General features: G+C 75.1%; 5 protein-coding genes. All 5 read left to right on the top strand.

Annotated elements, in window-relative coordinates; translation table 11 throughout:
- Positions 1-51 precede the first annotated feature (51 nt).
- The 5 genes from ACSLTV_RS28035 (at position 52) to ACSLTV_RS28055 (ending at position 15526) form a co-directional block, all read left to right on the top strand.
- The gene (locus ACSLTV_RS28035) at positions 52-6609 is read left to right on the top strand and encodes a type I polyketide synthase (protein ID WP_435613107.1); all 6558 of its coding nucleotides are present in this window, start codon (positions 52-54) and stop codon (positions 6607-6609) included.
- A gap of 70 nt (positions 6610-6679) precedes the next feature.
- Positions 6680-9763, top strand: a complete 3084-nt coding sequence (locus ACSLTV_RS28040; protein WP_435613108.1) for a type I polyketide synthase — start codon at positions 6680-6682, stop codon at positions 9761-9763.
- A 103-nt stretch (positions 9764-9866) separates the two neighbouring features.
- Positions 9867-13073 carry an AMP-binding protein gene (locus tag ACSLTV_RS28045; protein ID WP_435613095.1) on the top strand — a complete coding sequence of 1069 codons (3207 nt, stop codon included), beginning with the start codon at positions 9867-9869 and terminating at the stop codon, positions 13071-13073.
- A gap of 310 nt (positions 13074-13383) precedes the next feature.
- On the top strand, positions 13384-14733 hold the full coding sequence (locus tag ACSLTV_RS28050) for a lysine N(6)-hydroxylase/L-ornithine N(5)-oxygenase family protein (protein WP_435613096.1): 1350 nt from the start codon (positions 13384-13386) through the stop codon (positions 14731-14733).
- 25 nt (positions 14734-14758) lie between these two features.
- Positions 14759-15526, top strand: a complete 768-nt coding sequence (locus ACSLTV_RS28055) for a thioesterase II family protein (protein WP_432137806.1) — start codon at positions 14759-14761, stop codon at positions 15524-15526.
- Positions 15527-15934: the final 408 nt, after the last annotated feature.

Below are 15934 nucleotides of genomic sequence, written 5' to 3' on the forward strand. Positions count from 1 at the left end.
ATCGAGACCCGCCGGCGGCTGGAGGAACTGACGGAGGCCGCCGCCGAGCCCATCGCGGTCGTCGGCGCCGCCTGCCGCTTCCCGGGCGGGGCGGCGTCCCCGGAGGAACTGTGGGACCTGGTGCGCTCGGGCCGCGACGCGGTGGCCGGCCTCCCCGAGGACCGCGGCTGGGACCTGGAGGCCCTGTACGACCCCGACCCGGACCGGCCCAACACGTCCTACGCGCGCTCCGGCGGGTTCCTGCCCGACGCGGGCGACTTCGACGCCGAGTTCTTCGGCATCAACCCCCGCGAGGCGCTGGCCGCCGACCCCCAGCAGCGGCTGCTCCTGGAGACCTCCTGGGAGTCCCTGGAACGCGCCGGCATCGACCCCGGGACCCTGCGCGGCAGCGCCACGGGAGTCTTCGCGGGACTCGCCTACTTCGGCTACGGCGACCACCACACCACACCCGAGGTCATCTCCGGCTACGGCCAGACCGGCTCCCTGCTGAGCGTGGCGTCCGGACGCGTCGCCTACGTCCTGGGCCTGGAGGGACCGGCCGTGTCGACCGACACCGCGTGCTCGTCGTCCCTGGTGGCGATCCACCAGGCGGTGCGGTCGCTGCGGCAGGGCGAGTGCGGGCTCGCCCTGGCCGGGGGAGTGACCGTCATGGCGACGACGCAGGTCCTGCGCGAGATGTCCCGGCAGCGGGGCCTGGCGGCCGACGGCCGGTGCAAGGCGTTCTCCGACACGGCCGACGGCGCCGGGTTCTCCGAGGGCGCCGGGGTCCTGGTCCTGGAGCGGCTGTCGGACGCGCGGCGCAACGGACACCGCGTCTGGGCGCTGATCCGCGGCTCGGCGATCAACCAGGACGGCGCGTCCAACGGACTGACCGCGCCGAACGGCCCGGCGCAGCAGCGGGTGATCCGGGCCGCGCTCGCCGACGCCCGGGTGCGGGCGTGCGACGTGGACGTGGTGGAGGCGCACGGCACCGGGACGAAGCTGGGCGACCCGATCGAGGCGCAGGCGCTGCTCGCCACCTACGGGCAGGACCGGGACGGCGACCGTCCGCTGTGGCTGGGATCGCTGAAGTCCAACATCGGTCACGCGCAGGCGGCCGCGGGCGTCGGCGGGGTCATCAAAATGATCATGGCGCTGCGGCACCGGACGATGCCCAAGACCCTGCACGTGGACCGCCCCACGACGCACGTCGACTGGTCGGCCGGGGCGGTGGAACTGCTGACCGGCACGATGCGGTGGCCCAGCGCCCCGGGCCGGCCCCGGCGGGCGGGTGTGTCGGCCTTCGGGGCCAGCGGCACCAACGCGCACCTGATCCTGGAGGAGGCCCCTGCCGAGGACCCGCCCGCCGCGGACCTCCCCGCGGCGGGCCGCCCGGCGGGCGGGGCCGCGCGGGTGATGCCGTGGATCGTCTCCGCCCGGTCCGCCCGCGCGCTGCGGGCGCAGGCGCGCAAGCTGCACGGCTTCACCGCCGCCGACCCGCGGGCCGACCTCGCGGCTGCCGGGCGGTCGCTGGCGTCGACCCGGACCCGGTTCGAGCACCGCGCGGTGGTGCTCGGCCGCGATCGGGACGAACTGCTGCGCGGCCTGGAGGCGCTGGGCGAGGGCGCCGAGTCCGCCGCAGTGGTGCACGGGATCGCCGCGGAGCCCGGCGGCACCGTCTTCCTGTTCCCCGGGCAGGGCTCCCGGTGGGCCGGCGCGGCGGCACCGCTGTACGACGCCTTCCCGGTCTTCGCACGGAGCCTGGACGAGGTCTGCGCCCGCTTCGACGCGCACCTGCCTTTCGCCCTCAAGCCCCTGCTGCTGTCCGGCCGGCCCGCGGACGACCTCGCCGACCGCACGGACATCGCCCAGCCGGCCCTGTTCGCCCTCCAGATCGCCCTCTACCGGCTGATCACCCGGTACTGTCCGCCGCCGGGCCGGCTGATCGGGCACTCGGTCGGCGAGATCGCCGCGGCCCACGTCTGCGGCACCCTCGCCCTGGACGACGCCACCCGCCTCGTGGCCGCCCGCGGCCGGATCATGCAGACCGTCGAGGAGCCCGGCGCCATGCTGGCCGTACGGGCCCCGGAGGACGAGGTGCGCGCCCTGCTCGCCGGGTACGGCCGCGTCGGCGTCGCCGCCGTCAACGGTCCCGCGTCGGTCGTCGTCTCCGGCGCACGCGACCAGGTCCACGCGCTCCGCGACCGCCTGGTCGCCGACGGGATCTCCGCGAAACCGCTCGCCGTCGGGCACGCGTTCCACTCCCCGCTCATGGCCCCCGTCCTGGACGAGTTCGCCGCGTCCCTCGGCGAACTCGGCGGCGGCGCCGCCCAGATCCCCGTCGTGTCGTCCCTGTTGGGCCGCGAGGCCACGGCCCGCGAGCTGACGTCCGTCGCGCACTGGGTGCGCCACCTGCGCGAACCCGTCCGCTTCCACGACGCCGTGCGGCGCGCCCGCGAGTCCGGCGCGGACGTCTTCCTCGACGTGGGCCCCGGCTCGACCCTCACGGGCCTCACCAAGGAGGCCTTCGCCCACGAGGGTGTCGACGACGCGCTGGTCGTCCCCGTGTCACGGCGGGACCGCGAGCCCGAGGAGGCGCTCGTCGGCGCGCTGGCCCGGCTGCACGTGCGCGGCGTGAGCGTGGACCTGGGCGCCCTGTTCCCGCCGGGGCCGCCGGTGGACCTCCCGACCTACGCGTTCCAGCGGCAGCGGTACTGGCTGGACTTCCGGGCGGCCACGGGACGGGCGGACGTGGCCCGCGCCGGGCTCACCACCGCGGACCATCCGCTGCTCGGCGCCGTGGTCGACCACCCCGGCACCGGCGAGGCCGTCCTCACCGGCCTGTGGTCGCTGCGCACCCACCCCTGGCTGGCCGATCACACCGTGTTCGGCACGGTCGTCGTACCGGCGACGGCCCACCTGGACCTCGCCCTGTCCGCGGGCCGCCACGTCGGAGCCACCGCCGTCGAGGAACTGTCCCTGGAAGTACCCCTGGTCCTTCCCGAGTCCGGGGAGGTGCGGGTGCGGGTCGTCGCCGGCGCCGCCGACGGGACGGGACGCCGCCGTCTGGAGGTGTTCTCGCACTCCGGCGAGGACGACCGGACGGACAGCGGCTGGACCCGGCATGTGACGGGCCGTCTGGCACCCGGCGCCCCGCTGACGCCCGTGCTCCCCGCGACCGCGCCGCCGCTCGCCGTGTGGCCGCCGACCGGGGCCCGGCAGCTCGACATCACGGATCTGTACGACTCCTTCGCGGACGGGGGCTTCGACTACGGCCCCGCCTTCCGCGGGCTGCGCGAGGTGTGGCGACGGGGCGCGGACCTCTTCGCGAGCGCCGTGCTGCCGGAGACCGCCGGCACGTCGGACGGCGGCGGTTTCACCCTGCACCCCGCGTTGCTCGACTCCGTGCTGCACGCGGTGGTGGCCGGCGGGGTCATCGAGGTGGACGGCGGCCGGGGCTGGATGCCCTTCTCGTGGTCCGGTGTCGACCCGGTCGGGCAGTGCGGTCCGGCCGTGCGGGTGCGGATCACCCCGGCCGGCGACGGGGTCGTGTCCGTGGAGGTCGCCGACGAGCAGGGGCGGCCGGTCGCCCGCATCGGGGCGCTGACGTTCCGGCCGGCCTCCCCCGAGCAGGTGCGCGCGACGCGCGGCGGGCACGAGCCTGCCCTGTTCGAGGTGGAGTGGCGGCCGGTCCCGCTCGGCGCGGGCACGGCCGCGGGCGGGACGCGGATCGTCGTCGGGGCGCGCGACGGCCTGGCCGCCAGGGCCGCCGGTGCGGGCGGCTCGTCCGCCGTCCACGTCACGTCCCTGGAGGAAGCCCTGACGGACGGCGTCCTGCGGGACGCGGACCCCGCGCAGATCGTCCTCTGCCTGGACGACGCCGACGCTGACGCCACCGCCACCGCCACCGCCACCGACGGCACCGGTACGCTCGCCGCGGTCCGCGGCGCCGGCCTGCGCGTCCTCGGCTGGGTCCAGCGCTTCCTCGCGGAGGAGCGTCGCACCGGGGCCACCCTGGTCCTGCTCACCCGCCTGGCGCAGGACACCGGCGGCGGGCAGACCCCCGAGAGCCTCCCGGGAGCGTCGGCATGGGGCCTGCTGCGCTCCGCCCAGACCGAGCACCCCGGCCGGCTGCGCCTGCTGGACATCGACGACGCGGAGGCCTCCTTCGAACGCCTCCCGCACGCGCTCGCCCTCGACGCCGACCAACTGGCCCTGCGCGACGGCGAATGCCTCACCCCCCGCCTGGCACCGGCGTCCCCCGCACACCGGCAGATCGAGCCGCCCCCCGCCGGACCGTACCGCCTCGGTATCCCCGACAAGGGAACGCTGGAGAACCTGACGTGGGTCCCCTGCCCCGAGGTCGAGGAGCCCCTCACCAGCGGACAGGTCCGGGTCGCCGTGCACACGGCGGGGCTCAACTTCCGCGACGTCACCATCGCCCTCGGCCTGGTGGAACGGACCGCGATCGACGCGGGGCTCGGCAGCGAGGGCTCCGGCACCGTCCTGGAGGTGGCGGACGACGTGACACGCCTGGCCCCGGGCGACCGGGTGACCGGCATCTTCACCGGTGCCTTCGGCCGCGTGGCCGTGGCCGACCACCGTCTGCTCACGCCCGTCCCCGACGGCTGGAGCCACGCGCAGGCGGCGTCCGTACCGGGCGCCTTCCTCACCGCCTACTACGCGCTCGTCCACCTGAGCCGGCTGGAGAAGGGACAGCGCATCCTCATCCACTCCGCGGCCGGCGGCGTCGGCATGGCCGCCGTCCAGCTGGCACGGCACATCGGCGCCGAGACGTACGCCACCGCGAGCCCCGCCAAATGGCCCGCCCTGCGCGCCATGGGACTGGACGACGAGCACCTCGCCTCCTCACGCGACCACGCGTTCGCGACCACGTTCCTGGACGCCACCGGCGGCCGCGGCGTGGACGTCGTGCTCAACTCCCTGGCGCACGGCTTCGTCGACAGCTCGCTGACCCTGCTCCCCGGCGGCGGCAGCTTCATCGAGATGGGCAAGACCGACATCCGCGATCCCCGCCGGGTGGCGGCCGATCACCCAGGCGTCGACTACCGGGCCTTCGACCTCTACGAGGCGGGACCGGACCTGCTGCACGACATGTTCCGGGCCGTCATGGACCTGTTCGCCGAGGACCGGCTCCGTCCGAACCCGGTCTCCGTCCGGCCCGTCCGCGAGGCGCGCGCCGCGTTCCGCGAGATGAGCCAGGGACGGCACACCGGCAAGCTCGTCCTCGACCTGGAGGACGACTTCGGCGGCGGGACCGTCCTGGTGACCGGCGGGACCGGGGGAGTGGGATCGCTGGTGGCACGGCACCTCGTCCGGGAGCACGGGGTGCGCGGCCTGGTGCTGGCGAGCCGGCGGGGCCCGTCCGCCGACGGAGCCGCCGAGCTGGTGTCGGAGCTGGCCGACGCGGGCGCGACGGTCACGGTCGTGGAGTGCGACGTCGCGGACCGCGCCGCCGTCGCGGACCTGCTCGCCGACCTCCCCGGACCGCACCCGCTGACGGCGGTCGTGCACGCGGCGGGAGAGCTCGCCGACGGCACCGTGGCCGCGCTCACCGCCGACGACCTCGACCGGGCCCTGCGTGCCAAGGCGGGCGGCGCGGTCCATCTCGACGAACTGACCCGCGGGCACACCCTGAGCGCGTTCGTCCTGTTCTCCGCCCTCGCCGGAACGCTCGGCACCGCGGGACAGGCCGCCTACGCCGCGGCCAACGGCTTCCTGGACGCCCTGGCGGTGCGCCGCCGGGCGTCCGGACTGCCCGGCACCTCACTGTGCTGGGGCTGGTGGGAGCAGCGCAGCGGCATGACCGGGCACCTGGACGGCGCCGACCTGGCGCGGGTACGGCGGATGGGAGTCGCCGCGATGCCGACCGCCGAGGCACTGGATCTGTTCGACACGGCGTGCGCGCTCGGCAGACCGGTCCTCGCCCCGGCCCGGCTGGACCTCACCGCGTTGCGCGCCACGCCGCGCGGGGAGCGGCCGCCGCTCCTGCGCGACCTGGCCGACGGCGACCGCGCCCGCCGCACGCGGACGGCCGCCCCCGAGCGGGCCGCCGCCTCCGGCCTGCCCGCCGGCCTGGCCGCGCTCCCGGCCCACGAGGCGGAAGCCGCCGTGCTCGACTTCGTCCGCGACCAGGTCGCCCTGGTGCTGGGACACCCGTCCGGCACGGCCGTCGACGCGGACCAGGCGTTCACGCCCATGGGCTTCGACTCGCTGACGTCGGTCGAGCTGTGCAACCGCCTGGGCTCCGCGACCGGACTGCGCCTGCCGTCCACCCTGGTCTTCAGCTACCCCACGCCCCGCGAACTGGGACGGCACCTGTCCGGCCTGGTGCGCCCGGCGGAACGGACGGAGCCGGACGACGACGCCGGGATCCGGGAGCTGCTGCGGACCGTGTCGATCGAGCGGCTGCGCGAGGCCGGGCTGTTGGATCCGGTGCTGGCCTGCGCCGCCTCCGCCCCGCCCGACACCGCCGTGCCGGACGCCGCCGTGCCGGACGCCGCCGTGCCGGACGCCGCCGGCGCGAAGGACGGCCCGGCCACGCCGGAACTGGCGGGCCTGGACCTCGACGCACTGGTCGACCTGGCCCTGGACGAGAGGGGGAAGTGACATGGAGGACTCCGCGGACCGCGCCGCGACCGCCGCGACCGGCGTGGCGGGACCGGACGGCGCCGACCGGGTGCAGCGCGCGCTGCGCTCGCTGCTGGAGGAACGCGACCGCCTCCGCCAGGAGAACGAGGCGCTGAAGGCCCGGCACGCCGAGCCGATCGCCGTGGTCGCGATGGCGTGCCGTTACCCGGGAGGCGTCTCCTCGCCCGAAGACCTGTGGGACCTGGTGCGGAACGGTGTCGACGCCGTGGACGAGTTCCCGGACGACCGGGGCTGGCGCGACGTCTACGACCCGGACCCCGCCGCCGTCGGCCGCTCCTGCACGCGCCAGGGGGGATTCCTCGACGACGTGGCGGACTTCGACGCGGGGTTCTTCGGCATCAGCCCGCGCGAGGCGCTGACCGTCGACCCGCACCACCGGCTGCTGCTGCAGACCTCCTGGGAGGCCTTCGAACGGGCCGGTATCGTCCCCGCCGACGTGCGCGGCACCGACGTCGGCGTCTTCACCGGCGTCAGCTCCTCCGAGTACGGATGGCGCTTCCTGGAGGCGCACCACGGCGAGCTGGAGGGCCACCTGCTGTACGGCAGCGCGCTGAGCGTCGCCTCCGGCCGGGTCGCGTACCAGCTGGGCCTGACCGGCCCGGCGGTGTCCCTCGACACGGCGTGCTCCTCGTCGCTGGTGGCCCTGCACATGGCCGCGCAGTCGCTGCGTTCGGGGGAGTGCTCGCTCGCGCTGGCGGGCGGGGCGTCCATGATGCCGACCCCGGCGCTGTTCGTGGAGTTCTCCCGACAGCGGGCGCTGTCCCCCACCGGGCGGTGCCGGGCCTTCGCGGACGGGGCCGACGGCACCGGCTGGGCGGAGGGGGCCGGCGTGCTGCTGCTGGAGCGGCTGTCCGACGCCCGGCGCAACGGCCGTACCGTGCTGGCCGTCCTGCGCGGCAGCGCGGTGAACCAGGACGGTGCCAGCAACGGGCTGACCGCCCCCAACGGCCGCGCCCAGGAGCAGGTGATCCGCACGGCCCTGGCGAACGCGCGGGTCTCCGCCGCGCAGGTCGACCTGGTCGAGGCGCACGGCACCGGGACCGTCCTGGGCGACCCCATCGAGGCGGGCGCCCTGCTGGCGACCTACGGGCAGGACCGGGAGGACGACCGGCCGCTGTGGCTCGGCTCCCTGAAGTCCAACATCGGGCACGCCCAGGCGGCCGCCGGGGTCGGCGGCGTCATCAAGGCCGTGCTGGCCATGCGGCACGGCTGGCTGCCCAAGACCCTGCACGTGGACACGCCCTCGCGGCACGTGGACTGGTCGTCCGGGGCGGTCCGGCTGTTGGAGGAGGGACGCGCGTGGCCCCGGCCGGACGGCCCGCGGCGGGCCGGCGTGTCGTCGTTCGGCGTCAGCGGCACCAACGCCCACGTCGTGCTGGAGGAGCCGCAGGAGCTCTCGCCGGAGCCGCCGCGGCGAGGCGGTCCGGTCCCGGTCGTGGCCGGCGGCCTCGTGCCGTGGATCGTCTCCGGCCGGGACGCGGCCGCCCTGGCACGGCAGGCGGGCCGGCTGCACGACTTCGCCGCCGCCCGTCCGGACCCGGACCTCGCCGACACCGCCTGGTCGCTGGCGACCGGCAGGTCGCGCTTCGGGCACCGCGCGGTCGTCCTCGGCCGCGACCGGGAGGAGCTGCTGAGCGGCCTGGCCTCGCTGCGCGACGGCACGGACCGCGCCGGCGTGGTGCGCGGTGTGGCCGCGGCGGACCTCGGCGGCATCGCCTTCATGTTCCCCGGCCAGGGCTCGCAGTGGGCCGGGATGGGCCGTCAGCTGTACGGCACCTTCCCGGCGTTCGCGCACGCCCTCGACGCGTGCGCCGGCGCCCTGGCCGAATGGACCGACTGGTCGCTGCTCGACGTGGTGCACGGCGCCGAAGGGGCGCCCACGCTGGACCGGGTGGACGTGGTGCAGCCGGCGCTGTTCTCGGTGATGGTGTCCCTGGCCGCCCTGTGGCGGTCCTGGGGCGTCGAACCGGCCGCGGTGGTCGGACACAGCCAGGGCGAGATCGCCGCCGCCCACGTCTGCGGTGCGCTGTCGCTGCGCGACGCCGCCCGGGTCGTGGCCCTGCGCAGCCGCGCCCTGACCGGTCTCGTGGGCCACGGCGGCATGGCGTCCGTCACGGAGTCCGCGGAGCTCGTCCAGGCACGCCTGGCCCCCTGGGGCGACCGGGTGAGCGTCGCCGTCGTCAACGGGCCCCGCTCGGTGGTGGTCTCCGGCGAACCGGACGCCCTCGACGAATTCGTCGAGAAGATGACCGCCGAAGGCGTCCAGGCCCGGCGCATAGCGGTGGACTACGCCTCCCACTCGCCCCAGGTGGCCCGGGTCCGCGACCAGGTGCTCGGCCGGCTCGCCGGCGTGCGCCCGAAGTCGTCGGCGCTGCCCTTCTACTCCACCCTGCACGGCCGGAGGACCGACACCGCGGAGCTGAACGCCGCCTACTGGTACGCCAACCTGCGCGAGCGCGTCCGCTTCGAGACGTCCGTGCGGCAGCTGGCCGAGGACGGGTTCCGGGTGTTCGTCGAGATGAGCCCGCACCCCGTGCTGACGTATCCGGTGCAGGAGATGGTCGAGGACCTGGACGGCGCGGTGGTCCTGTCCTCCTCCCGGCGGGACCGGTCGGAGACCGACGCGGTCCTGGACTCGCTGGCCCAACTGCACACCCGCGGCGGCTCCGTGGACTGGGAGGCCCTGCTCGGAACGCGGCAGCGTGTGGACCTCCCGACCTACGCCTTCGAGCGGCAGCGGTACTGGCTGAGCTCCTCGCACACGGCCGTGGCGGTGGAGCTGCCGACGGATCCCGCCCCCGACGACGGCAGTCCGGTCTCCCTGCCGGACCTGCTCGCCGGCCGGCCCGGGGCCGAAGCGGAGGCGATCGTCCTCGGGCACGTCCTCGACCGGGCCGCCGCCGTCCTCGGGCACGCCTCGGCCGACGCCCTGGACCCCGACGCGGAGTTCCGGCAGGTCGGGTTCGACTCGCTGCTCTCGGTCGAACTGAGCAAGCGCCTCGCCGCGACGACGGGGCTCAGACTGAGGGCGAACCTGCTGCTGCGGTACCCGTCCCCGAGACTCGTCGCCCGGCACATCGTGTCCGCGATGGCCGAAGGCGGCCCCGCGTGAATCCGGCCGGGCGGCGGGCGCGTCGCCCGCCCGCGGACCACCGCGAGCCCGGCCGCGTCCCCGTTCCATCCGTTCCAGGGCAGTAGCCGAGGGGTTGATCCGAGTGCGTTCGTTCGGTGCGTCTTCCGCGCACAAAGGCATGTGGCTGGCGCAGAAGATGTCGCCCGACATGCTCAATCACGCGCTGTCCATGTGGGAGGTGGACGGTGAACTCGACGCCGCGGTCATGGAAGCGGCGATGCTGCGCGTGCTGGACGAGGCGGAGGTCCTGCGCGTCACCTTCGTGGACGACGACGGCGGCGGCCTGCGCATGGTGCCCCGGGAGCTGGGCGACTGGCGCCCGTTCCACCTCGACCTGAGCGGCGAGCCCGACCCCGAGCAGGCCGCGCGCGAAGCACTGGCCCGGATGGTGAGCCGGCCCTACGACCTGGAGCGGGACCTGCTGCTCCGCCTGGGCGTGGTCGTCCTCGCCCCGGCCCGCTCCCTGGTGGTGATCTCCTACCACCACCTCGTCTCGGACGGCTACGGCGCCGGCGGCCTGCTGTCGCGCCGCATCGCCGAGGTGTACACCGCGCTGCTGGCCGGCGCGCCGGTGCCGCAGCCCCCGCAGCCGTGGGACGCCGCCTCCTACGCGGCCCTGGCCGAGGAGTACACCGCCTCCGGCAAGGCCGCCGAGGACGCCGAGTTCTGGCGCGACCACCTGGCGGACGCGCCCCCACCCGCACAGGTGCCCGGCGTGGCCCTGTCCGACGCGCGGCGCGCCCTGCTCTCCGAGCCGCTGAGCGGGGCCGACCGCTGGTCGGAGGTGGCCGGGGCCATCGGCATGGTGAGCCGGACCCTGACCGTCCCGCGGGCCGAGGCGGACACATGGACGCAGACCGCCAAGTCCCTGGGCGTATGGATGTCCTCGCTGCTGACCGCGGCCGCCGCGGTCTACCTCCGCCACCGCTGCGAGCGCCCCGAGTTCCTGCTGTCGCTGGCCGTGGGCAACCGGACCGGGGCGGCGGGCCGGACGCCCGGTCTGGCGGTCAACGTGGTGCCGTTGCGGATGAGCGTCCCGCTGGGCGCGCCGTTCGCCCGCGTCGCCGACGCGGTGGTCGACGAGACGTACGAGGTCTTCGGGCAGACCGGCTGCCACTACTCCGACATCCAGCGCGCGTGCGGCACCGTCCTGACCGGACGGGGCAGCTTCGGGGCGGTGCTGAACGTCGTCGACTTCGTGGAGCGGCTGCGCTTCGGCGGCCACCCGGCGCGGTACTTCTCCGCGACCACCGGGACCTTCGACGAACTGTCGATCGGCTTCTGCACCGACGGCACCCCCGACGGCGACCTGTTCCTGCGGCTCGACGCCCCGGCGGGCCTGTACTCCCGCGCCGAGCTGCGCGCCGTCGGCGAGGACCTGCTCGACCACGTCCGGGCCGTGCTGGCCGCCCCCGCGCAGACGCCGGTCGGCGCCCTGGACCTGTTGCGCGGCGCCGAACGGCACCGGGCGGCGGCGACGGAGGACACCGGCGCGCCGCTGCCGGGCCTGACGGTTCCCGAACTGTTCGCCCGCCGGGCCGCCGACGCCCCCGACGCCGTCGCGCTGGTGTCCGGGGAGACCGCGGTGTCGTACGGCGAACTCGCCGAACGGTCCGGCCGTCTGGCCCGGGCGCTGCGCCGCCGGCACGTCGGACCCGAGACGGTCGTGGCGGTGGCGGTCCCTCGGTCGGTGGAGCTGGTGGTCGCCCTGCTCGGCGTGGTGCGGGCCGGCGGCGCCTACCTGCCGACCGGCCCTGCGACCCCGCTCCGGGGGAGCACCGGGGCCGTGCCGGGCTTCCTGCTCACCGACGCCGCGACCGCCGCGGCCCTGCCCGCGGACCCGGACGTTCCGGTCCTGATCGTGGAGGAGCTGTGCGCCGAGGCGGACGACGCCGGGACGGACACTCCTTCGCCGCCGCCGCGTGCGGACCAGCTGCTGGCCGTGCTGCCCGGCCCGGGGCCCGACGGTGCGGTGACCGACGTCGCCGTGACGCACCGGAACATGGAGCGGTTCGTCATGGACCGCCACTGGCGCGAGGGCGCCGACGGGACCGTGCTGTGGCACGCCCCGCCCACCGCCGGCGCGCTCGCCCTCGACGTCTGGGTGCCGCTGCTGGGCGGAGGCCGGATCGTCCTGGCCCCGCCGGGGGACCTGGACGCCGACACCCTGCCCGCGCTGCGGGAGACCTTCGGGATCACCACCGTCCGTCTGAGTGCCGACGAGTTCTCGGCGGTCGCGGCCGACCGTCCCGAACGTCTCGCCGGGCTGCGCGAGGTGTGGACCGGAGGGGAGCGCGTCTTCCCCGCCGCGGTGCGGCGCGTGCGGGAGGCCTGCCCCGGGCTGACGGTCGTCGACGTGCACGGGCCGACGGAGGCGACCGCGTTCGCCGTGCGCCACCGCCCGGCCGGGGACGCCTCCGACGGCCCGGCGGGCCTCCTCGGCCGTCCGGTGGACCACACCGCACTGCACGTCCTCGGACCGGGGCTGGTGCCGGTTCCGCCCGGCGTCACGGGGGAGCTGTACCTGGCCGGACCCGGTGTGGCGCGCGGCCGTCCGGGACGGCCGGGGCTCACGGCCACGCAGTTCGTGCCCTGCCCGTTCGGCCCGCCCGGCACGCGCATGTACCGGACGGGGGCGCGGGTGCGCCGGGACGAGGAGGGGCGGGTGGGATACGTCGGACGGGCCGGCGCCCCGGCGGACGTGCGCGGTTTCCGGATCGAACCGGCCGAGGTCGAGGAGGCCCTGTCCGAGTACCCCGGGGTCGCCGCGGTCGTCGCGCAGGTCACGCGGGACGAGGCGGGGCAGCAAAGGCTGGTGGCGTACGTCGCCCCTGGCGGTTCGGCCGTACTGTCGGTCGGGGAGCTCCGGGCGTTCGCCACCGGGCGGCTGCCGGAGGCGATGGTGCCGTCGGTGTTCGTGGTGCTGGATCGCCTGCCGGTCACGGCGGACGGGCGACCGGACCGGGCGGCCCTGCCGGACCCGGTGCCCGACGACGACTCCTACCGGGCGCCGCGCAACGACACCGAGCGGATCCTGGCCGGCGCGTTCGCCGACGTGCTGGAGGTGGAACGGGTCGGGATCGACGACGACTTCTTCGACATCGGCGGCAACTCGCTGCGGGCGATCCGGCTGGTCGGCCTGATCCGTGCCGAGCTGAACCAGGAGGTGTCGATCCGCAAGCTGTTCGCGGCCCGCACCATCGCCGGCCTGTCGGACCTGTGGGGGGACGTGGCTCCGTCGAGCCGGCCCGCACTGCGCAGGCGGACCCGGGACGGCCGGGTCCTGTGAGTGCGCGGGTGGTTCGCCGGCGGCCCGGCCGCCCGCCGCGGCGGTGGGCGCACGGGTGCGGCGGGCCGCCGGCCATTCCCCATCCCCGTCCGGCCCGGGACAATGGGGGCGGACGACCTCGGTGTCCCGCCGACGGGACACACGCCGGCCGAGTCCGGCGCACGTGAAGGACCCCTCATGCCGTTTCGGGTCGGCGGCGCGACCGAGGGACACCACAGCCCGCCCCCGTGCCGGTCCTTCTGGGGCGGAAGATCACCCGTCGACGATGCGGACGGCGCATCGCGCAGCCATGCCAGCGGGAGAATCCTCTATGAGTCAGCGTGAACCGGATATCTACGACGTGGTCGGCATCGGGTTCGGCCCGTCCAACCTGTCGCTCGCCATCGCCCTGCGGGAACACTGGACGAGTGGTCGGGAGGGGGAGGTCAGCGCCCTGTTCCTGGAGCGGCAGTCCTCCTTCGGCTGGCACCGCAACATGCTGCTGCCGTCGGCGACCATGCAGATCTCCTTCCTGAAGGACCTGGTCACCTTCCGCAACCCGACGTCGAGTTACTCCTTCATCGCGTTCCTGCACGCGTCGGGGCGGCTTCCGCAGTTCGTCAACAACCAGGACTTCTTCCCCACCCGGGAGGAGTTCCACCAGTACCTGGAGTGGGCGCAGGCCCGGGTCGCCGACCGTGTCCTGTACGGCTCGGAGGTGACGTCGCTGCGGCTCGTCACGGGTGACGTCCCGGAGGGGGACCGCCTGCGGCTGGAGATCGCGGGCGGGGCTCACCGGGGCGGGCGCGTGGTCGAGGCACGGAACGTGGTGGTCTCCACCGGCCTGGTCCCGAGCATGCCCGAGGGCACCGAGCGCGACGAACGGGTATGGCACAGCTCCGAGTTCCTGGAGAAGTACCGCCGGATGGACCCGTCGGCGCTGCGGCGGGTGGCGGTTGTCGGGGCGGGGCAGAGCGCCGCCGAGATCACCCGGTTCCTCTACGACGAGCTGCCGCAGGCCGAGGTGTACTCGGTGATCCCCTCCTACGGGTACTCCGTCGCGGACGACACGCCCTTCGCCAACCAGATCTTCGACCCCGGCGCCGTCGACGACTACTACTTCGGCACCGACCAGACCCGCGAGGCGTTCTGGCGCTACCACCGCAACACCAACTACTCGGTCGTCGACGACGAGGTGATCCGGGACCTGTACCGCAGGGCCTACGACGACGAGGTCCGCGGCACCAGGCGGCTGCAGTTCATGAACCTGACGCGCGTCACCGGCGTCAAGCGGGTGGGTGCCGAGACCCGCGTCTCGCTCCAGGTGGGCCCCGACGCCGAGGTGCGCGAACTCGACTGCGACGCGCTGGTCTGCGCGACGGGCTACAACGGCATGGAACCCACCGGCCTGCTGGGCGAACTCGACCGGTACTGCCTGCGCGACGGCGCGGGCCGCTACCGCGTCGAGCGGGACTACCGTGTCGTGACCGGGCCGGAGCTGCGCTGCGGGATCTATCTCCAGGGCGGCACCGAGCACAGCCACGGTCTGACCTCCTCGCTGTTGTCGAACATCGCCGTCCGCAGCGGGGAGATCGCCGATTCGATCGTCGCCGGCAGGGCCGGGCGGATCACCGGAAGGCCGGTCGCCGTCCCCGCCGAGGTCGGTGGCGACCTCCACTGAACGCCCGTCCGACGAGGGGAACACGATGAGCGGCCTGGCCGAAGAGCGGTGGATACGCCGCTTCCACGACGACGACGGGTGTGCGACGAAGCTCGTCTGCTTCCCGCACGCCGGCGGGTGGGCGAGTGCGTACGGCGGCTGGCCCGCCCGGTTGCCGTCGGACGTCGGTGTGCTGGCCGTCCGGTACCCGGGCCGTGAGGACCGGCTCGGCGATCCCTTCCCGCCGGGGCTGGAAGCCCTCGCGGACGAGATCGCCGAGGCACTCGACGGCCTGTCGCGGCATCGGCTGGTGCTGTTCGGCCACAGCATGGGCGCCTCGGTGGCCCACGAGGTGGCGGTGCGCCTCGACAAGCGGGGGCGCCCGCCGGCCGCCCTGTGCGTGTCCGGCCGGCGCCCGCCGCACCTGCTGGACGGCAGACGCCGCTTGTCCGGCACGGACGAGGAGATCATCGAAGGGATCGTGCGCTTCGACGAGAGCCGGGCCGCGATCTTCGCGGAGCCGGAGCTGCGGGAGATCCTGCTCCCCGCGGTCCGCGCGGACTACCGGATGGTGGACGAGTACGCCGGCGGCCACCGCCCCGCGCTGGACTGCCCGGTGTACGCCTACACCGGCGACGCCGACTCCGAAGTGACCCCGCGGCAGATGCGCGGCTGGGCGGACGTCACCGACGGCGCGTTCCGGCTCCAGGTGCTGCCCGGCGGGCACTTCTATCTCCGGGCCCAGGAGCCCGCGCTGCTGGCGGGTCTGAGAGACGCGCTGCGGCCTGTCAGGAACGTCGTGGAGGACGCCTGAGACGCGGGCCCCGGAGACCGGGGGATTTTCTCCCCGGGGCCCGCGAGCGGGGCGCCACCGGCCGTGCGTACGACGATGGCGATGGCGTCATAGTGGCATCTGTTTGGCTCCACGGCAAGCCGCGCCGACGTGCACGAGGGCGCTCTGCCGGGTGTCGGCCTGTCGGAGGTGTCGAGGTCCCCCGTTCTTCCGGCGGTCGTAGCCGTGCTACCGGCACATCCTGCTGGCGTCTCGATACTGCCTGACGGGTGTCATGATGGCGCAATATGGCGCTGGAAACGGCGGCACATGACGTCATCATGGTGTTGGTCGCCGCCACCGCCTCTCCGTTCATCTCGTACGACGCCGGCGAGGACGGCACCACCGGCGGCTCGGTCGTCAAGACGAGGGGTGGCGCCGCACCCGGGA

The sequence above is a fragment of the Streptomyces sp. bgisy159 genome, from assembly GCF_965341775.1.
Taxonomy (GTDB): domain Bacteria; phylum Actinomycetota; class Actinomycetes; order Streptomycetales; family Streptomycetaceae; genus Streptomyces.

Coding starts and splice junctions, on each gene's coding strand:
- ACSLTV_RS28050 (WP_435613096.1), top strand. CDS start 13,384: ATGAGTCAGCGTGAACCGGATATCTACGACGTGGTCGGCATCGGGTTC.
- ACSLTV_RS28055 (WP_432137806.1), top strand. CDS start 14,759: ATGAGCGGCCTGGCCGAAGAGCGGTGGATACGCCGCTTCCACGACGAC.